At 70.5% G+C, this 5,644-nt stretch carries 8 protein-coding genes; 5 read left to right on the plus strand and 3 right to left on the minus strand.

Going from position 1 to position 5,644, the window contains the following annotated elements:
- The 3 genes from G6027_RS08640 to G6027_RS08650 all read right to left on the minus strand — a co-directional run.
- On the minus strand, positions 1 to 370 hold a 370-nt coding region (locus tag G6027_RS08640), incomplete at its 3' end, for a PEP/pyruvate-binding domain-containing protein (protein WP_277612324.1).
- Positions 367 to 1,365, minus strand: a complete 999-nt coding sequence (locus tag G6027_RS08645; protein WP_182636816.1) for a TIGR03617 family F420-dependent LLM class oxidoreductase — start codon at positions 1,363 to 1,365, stop codon at positions 367 to 369. The genes G6027_RS08640 and G6027_RS08645, both read right to left, overlap by 4 nt.
- 10 nt (positions 1,366 to 1,375) lie before the next feature.
- Positions 1,376 to 2,491 (minus strand): hypothetical protein, encoded by a 1,116-nt coding sequence (locus tag G6027_RS08650; protein ID WP_182636817.1) that lies wholly within the window; start codon positions 2,489 to 2,491, stop codon positions 1,376 to 1,378.
- Positions 2,492 to 2,543: 52 nt separating this feature from the next.
- Between G6027_RS08650 and G6027_RS08655 the strand changes: the two genes are divergently transcribed.
- The 5 genes from G6027_RS08655 to G6027_RS08675 all read left to right on the plus strand — a co-directional run.
- Positions 2,544 to 3,173 carry a TetR-like C-terminal domain-containing protein gene (locus G6027_RS08655; protein WP_182636818.1) on the plus strand — a complete coding sequence of 210 codons (630 nt, stop codon included), beginning with the start codon at positions 2,544 to 2,546 and terminating at the stop codon, positions 3,171 to 3,173.
- A gap of 126 nt (positions 3,174 to 3,299) precedes the next feature.
- Positions 3,300 to 4,031: a CHRD domain-containing protein gene (locus tag G6027_RS08660; protein ID WP_182636819.1), complete on the plus strand. Its 732-nt coding sequence runs from the start codon at positions 3,300 to 3,302 to the stop codon at positions 4,029 to 4,031.
- A gap of 188 nt (positions 4,032 to 4,219) precedes the next feature.
- On the plus strand, positions 4,220 to 4,717 hold the full coding sequence (locus G6027_RS08665) for a class F sortase (RefSeq protein ID WP_206682481.1): 498 nt from the start codon (positions 4,220 to 4,222) through the stop codon (positions 4,715 to 4,717).
- A gap of 68 nt (positions 4,718 to 4,785) precedes the next feature.
- Positions 4,786 to 5,322 (plus strand): RNA polymerase sigma factor, encoded by a 537-nt coding sequence (locus G6027_RS08670; protein WP_182636820.1) that lies wholly within the window; start codon positions 4,786 to 4,788, stop codon positions 5,320 to 5,322.
- On the plus strand, positions 5,319 to 5,644 hold a 326-nt coding region (locus G6027_RS08675), incomplete at its 3' end, for a hypothetical protein (protein WP_182636821.1). The genes G6027_RS08670 and G6027_RS08675, both read left to right, overlap by 4 nt.

A 5,644-nucleotide genomic window follows, 5' to 3' on the forward strand; every position in this document is an offset into this window, starting at 1 on the left:
TGGCAGCCGGGTCCGCGCGGTAGGACGCCGCGCGGCCGGAGTCCACCGAGGCCACGCACGTGCGCACGGCGTCGATGAAGCTCTCCGCGGAGTCCACGCCCAGCACCGTGTCGTACTGGCCGGCGAACGAGTGGTCCTCGCCGTCCTCCCCGGCCGCCGAGGACCTCACGGCCACCGGCGTCGCGCCGGCGTCGGCCATGCGGTCGAACCACCGGGAGAGGTCGACGACGACGAGGTCATCCGACGCGTCCGCGATCACGAAGCCCCGGGGAACGTCCAGGCCGAGGCGCCGGAGTTCGGCCAGCCCCGCGGCCTTCCCGCCGTAGCGGTCGTCGGCGACCTCGTCGAACTCGACCACCGTCGGCGTCATCGCTCGCCTCCCAGCGCGTCGACGATCTCGGCCAGCGCATCGGTGGCGATGGGGCCCGTCTGATAGAGGCAGAGGCGGTCCGACACCCCGTCGACGCGGTCGCGGATGTGCGCGGCCACCTCGGCAGGGGAGCCACACGCGGCGATGGTGTGCAGGATGTCGTCGCTGATCAACGACGTCATCTCCTGCCAGCGGCCCTGCTTGGACATGGTGTTCAGCTCCGGCTGGAGGTCGCCCCACCCGTGGGCGTCGAGCACGGGTTTGTACGCCGGCGTGGAGCCGTAGAACGCCAGCAGGCGACGCGTGGACACGTGGTCGTCATCGGCCCCGGTGGCCACCGACACGATCACCTCGGGCACGACCTCGAAGCCCTCCTCGCTGCGACCGGCGGCGGCCAGCCCGGTCCGAACGGCCGGCATCGTCTTCTCGTGCAGGAACTTCTTTGACCCGAACGGCATCACCAGCAGGCCGTCGGCCACCTCGGCGGTCGCGCGGGTCAACCGCGGCCCCAGGGCACCGAGGTAGATGGGCGGCGGACCGTACGGGTTGGGCCCGGGCACGAAGGTGGGGGTCATGAGGGTGTGCCGGTAGTACTCGCCGCGGAAGTCCAGACGTTCACCGGTGTCCCAGGTGGCGAAGATGGCCCGCAGCGACCCCACCAGCTCCTTCATCCGCTCGACGGGTCGGTCGAACTCGGCCCCGTAGCGCTTCTCGATCTGGGCCCGCACCTGCGTCCCCAGGCCCAGGACGAACCGTCCCTCGCTGAGCAGCTGCAGGTCGTTGGCCTGGTGGGCCAGCTGGATGGGGTTGCGGGGGAACCCGATCGCGACGTTGGACATCACGTCCAGGCCCTGGACCTGGGAGGCCAGCACCAGGGGGGTGAACACGTCGTGCGGGCCCTCGAAGGTGAACACCCCGGACGCACCGGCCTCCTTGAGCGCCTCCGCGCGGTGGACCACGTCGGTGGGGCCGAAGAGCGCTGTCATGATCTTCATCTGATGGCCTTCAGTTCGCTACATCTGTCCAGTCGGAGAACCCCGACGGGTGGTGGGGCCCGATCACGCCGTGCTCGAAGAGGCCCGCACCCTCGCGGGTCGTCCCGTCGGCCTCCGTGCAGACGGCGTGGCCGACGTGGTCGATGAGGCTGAACGCGGCCCCGGCCATCACGTCGGGGTCGGTGAGGTCGAAGCTCACCCGCTCGGTGAACCCCTCGCCCTTCCAGCTGCCGTGCGCCCAGGAGGAGTCGCCTCCGTACCCCGACCCGAACGCGATCGGCGCGTACAGCCTGGACTCCACGTCCAGCCGGAACCGGTCGCCGGCGCGGTTCATGAACTCCACGTGGACGCCCGTCGGGATCCGCGTGCCGGCGCGATAGTCCACGTCCACGCGCACGCCGTCGAGCTGCTCCACGCGGCCGTCCCGCCAGCGGCGCGTGCAGTCGTAGAGGCTGCGGTGGCCGTCGGGGTCCTCCTGCAGGATGAGGAACAACTGGTAGTCGTCGAACGCCAGCGGCAGGTAGAGCCACCACATCCCCCGGAACGCGGTGTCCGGGCGGCCGGGTGCGTCCGCCTCGCCGACGGGACGGATGCCCCACGAGCGGTCCCGGGCGGCGACCGAGGAGGAGTGGGTGACCTCCAGCCGCTCGTCGTCGACCTCGATCCACCCCTCCCACGAGCCGAGTTGCGCGAAGCGGCTGGCCTGCAACGTCACCCGCCGGTCGGTGAGCATCGAGTGCGGTTCCTCCATGGCGGCGGGGAACAGTCCCCGCCAGGTCAGGTCCGCCGCGATGCCGTCCGTCGGCTCCAACGTGAGACGCAACTCCTGCAGCGGTTCGATCACCTCGAGGCGGTAGCCCCCGACGTTCGGGTGCAGGCGGTCGTCGTCGATCGCGTCGCTGAGGTGCACCGCGGTCTGCGTGTCCCCCCGGCGGACCACGAAGTAGGCGTCCTTGACGCCGAGCCTGGGGTAGTACCCGATCCCGGTCAGGACCATGAACCGGCCCTCGCGGTCGAGCACGTTGAAGTACGACCGGTCGTAGAAGTTGCGGTCGGACGTGGCCGGCCAGGTGACCGGCGCGTGGGTCTGGTGGATCGGGTACTCGTCGAGCGGGCTGAGCTTCACGGGTCTCTCCCTGATAATACGATGCGCACTGTATTGGAACTAGGGTGAACCCATGACAACAGACGGGCGCACGGTTGGCGGGAAATCGGCAAAGTCCGCCGCGGGACGGTCTGGCGCAGGGCGGCCGCGAGACGGGCGGATCGACGCCGCGGTGATCGCCGCGACCAGGGAGCTCATCCTCGAGACGGGCTACCCCGCGCTGTCCCTCTCGGCGATCGCCGCACGGGCGGGGACCACCACCGCGGCCATCTACCGGCGATGGTCAGGCAAGGCGCAGCTCGTCCACGAGGCGGTCCTGGACGCGGAGGCCATCAGCGTGCCGGACGGCTCCGGCGACCTCCGCAGTGACATCCGGGTGCTGGTCGAGACGATCCGGGCCATGTTCGACAGGCCCGAGGTGCGGGTGGCGCTGCCGGGCCTGATCGCCGACACCGTCGCAGATCCCGAGGTCCACGACATGATGATCGCCCGGTTGGCCGGGAATCTGACCGCGTTCGAGACGCGGTTCGGGCAGGGGCGCCGCGGCGGTGACCAATTGCCGATGCTGGCCGAGGTGGTCGCCGGCACCGCGATCTTTCGCATCCTCGTCCGCCGGGACGCCGCCCTCGACGAGGCGTGGGTGGACGAGATGACCGAGCTCATCACCGGGCGGTGGCCCTCCGCCCGGCCGGCCGAAGGCTGAGGTCCCGCACTCGACGGTTCATCTTTTCCGCCTTCGCGGTGAACGCAGCGGCCCGACGCGCCGTATCCCCTGTCGACAGCGGTCGCGCCCGAGCGCCCGCGCACCGAGTCACAGAGGATGATCACCATGCCCAGCACGATGACGAGCCGCACCGGAATGCTGGGGGTGTGTGCCGTGGCCGGCGCCGCCGCCCTGGTGGTGTCGGCAGCCCCTGCCCAGGCGAACACCGAGGTCGACCGACCGGATGCCTTCACCAGTGCGTTCTCGGTCATGGCGGTACCCGGGGAGGTGATCGACTCCGACGGTGAGGTCTCCCCCGGCGAGGAGGGGGCGACCGGCGACTTCATGTTCTGGATCAACTCTGAGACGGAGGTGATCTGCTACGAGATCACCCTGGGCGGCGTGACCGGGGAGTACGAGAGCCCCGCCGTCACCGCGACGCACATCCATGAGGCGCGCGCCGGCGAGTCCGGGCCGCCGAGGATCGCATTCACCGACCCGCAGCCGGTCGGTGACGGCCAGCGTTATTCCGAGGGCTGCATCCAGGGACCGTTCACCACGGGTGTCGAGGACGACGACGGCATGGACAGGGGCGCGGGCTTCTCCCTCGCCCAGATCGAGGCCGATCCCGCCGCGTTCACCGCGGACACCCATACCGAGGAGTTCGTCGCCGGCACGGTCCGTGGCCAGCTCATGCAGGTGCCTCTCGACGGCGTCGAGACCGGGGGCGGAGGCGCGGCGAGCGCTTCTGCTTCCGGAGTTCCGGCCGTCGGCGCTGCTGCCGGGGCCGGGGTGGCCGCGATCGCCCTGGGTGGCCTCGCTCTCTTCCTGCTGCGTCGTCCCGGGTCAGCCGTGTGACTCACTCCGTCTCCCGCAGTCTGACCGGCCCGGCGCCGGCTGGATCGACAGACGGCCGTTGGCGCCGACCCCGAGCTCTCCTGGGGTTCGCGCTGACGGCGTCGCTCGCGGCCTCCTGCGCGACGGGTGCCAGCGGTGTCGAGCAGGATCAGGATCAGTCGCCGTCGACGACCTCCCGGCCGTCCGCCGTGGCCCAGACGGTCTCGGGTGCGCAGGCGGGTGGCCGGGCGTTCCGGGTGGCACCCGCGGACCCTGTCGAACTCCGCATCCCCTCAATCGGGTTGAAGGAAGGCGTGATCGATCTGGCGATCCAGGATGACGGCACGTTGGAGCCGCCCGACGACTGGGACGACGTCGGCTGGTTCGCCGACGGTCCGCGGCCGGGCGAGCGCGGCCCGACGGTCTTCGCCGGTCACGTGGACTCGGCGTCCGGCCCCGCGGTGTTCTTCCGCGTCCTCGAGTTGTCGAGAGGCGACGTGGTCGAGGTCTCCGCGGCGGACGGGTCTGTCCACAGCTACCGGGTGGACAGGGTCGAGGACCACCCGAAGGACGAGTTCCCCACCAGGGAGGTCTTCGGACTCTCACCAGAGGACGAGCTCCGGCTCATCACCTGCACCGGTGAGTTCGATGGCGCGGATCGGCGCTACCTGGACAATCGCGTGGTCTTTGCCACCGCCGTCAGCTGAGCAGCACGGGCGACACGACGCGACTGCGGTACGTTCGAGTGATCCAGGGACCCGGCGAGGAGGGTGTAGTGCGGCGACGAGAGGACGACGTCGTGGCCCGCGCGCCCTCCCCGCACTTCGACGTCGACGCGGCGTACCACGAGCACGGCCGGAGCATCTACGGCTTCGCCCGCAGCTCCGTCGACGATCAGGCGCTGGCGGAGGAATGCGTTCAGGACGTCTTCGTGCGAGCGTGGCGTGCCCGCGATTCCTACGATCCCGACCGGTCCACGCAGCGGACATGGTTGTTCGCCATCGCACGGAACGTGGTCATCGATGCACTGCGGGCACGCGCACGGCGCGCGGAACCGGTGGACGACGTCCCCGAACCCGCCACGACCCGGCAGTCCGACACCTCACGGCTGGTGGACCGTATCGACCTGCAGGCGGCACTGGCACAGATCTCGCCCGAGCACCGCGAGGTGATCATCGCGGTCCAGGTCGACGGGTTGACCTACCACCAACTCTCCGAACGCTCAGGGGTGTCGGTGGGGACGCTGCGGTCGAGGATGTACTACGGGCTGAGATCCGTCCGGGAGATCATGGAAGCGGAGGAGCAGCGATGACACGTGGCGATGACCGTCGAGCGGAGCTCCTCGGCGCGGCGTTGGGGGGCGACCTGTCCGACGCCGAGCGACGTGAACTCGACCTGCTCCGGCAGGAGGATCCGCAGCTCGATGCCGAGCTCACCGCGTTGGGTGACCTGGCCTCGACGCTGGGCGGTACGCGGCACCCGTGGCGATCCGAAGCCCCCCCGCCGGACCTCGGCGCCCGCGTGTCGGCGATGGTCGCCGCGACGGATGCAGGCGGTGTCCGGGGATCGGACCACGATCCGGACGACGAGCTCGCGGCTCGGCGTCGCCCCCACGGCATCCGGGTGCACCTCGG

Origin of the sequence: Dietzia sp. SLG310A2-38A2, from assembly GCF_014145095.1 — a bacterium.
Classification (GTDB): Bacteria; Actinomycetota; Actinomycetes; order Mycobacteriales; family Mycobacteriaceae; genus Dietzia.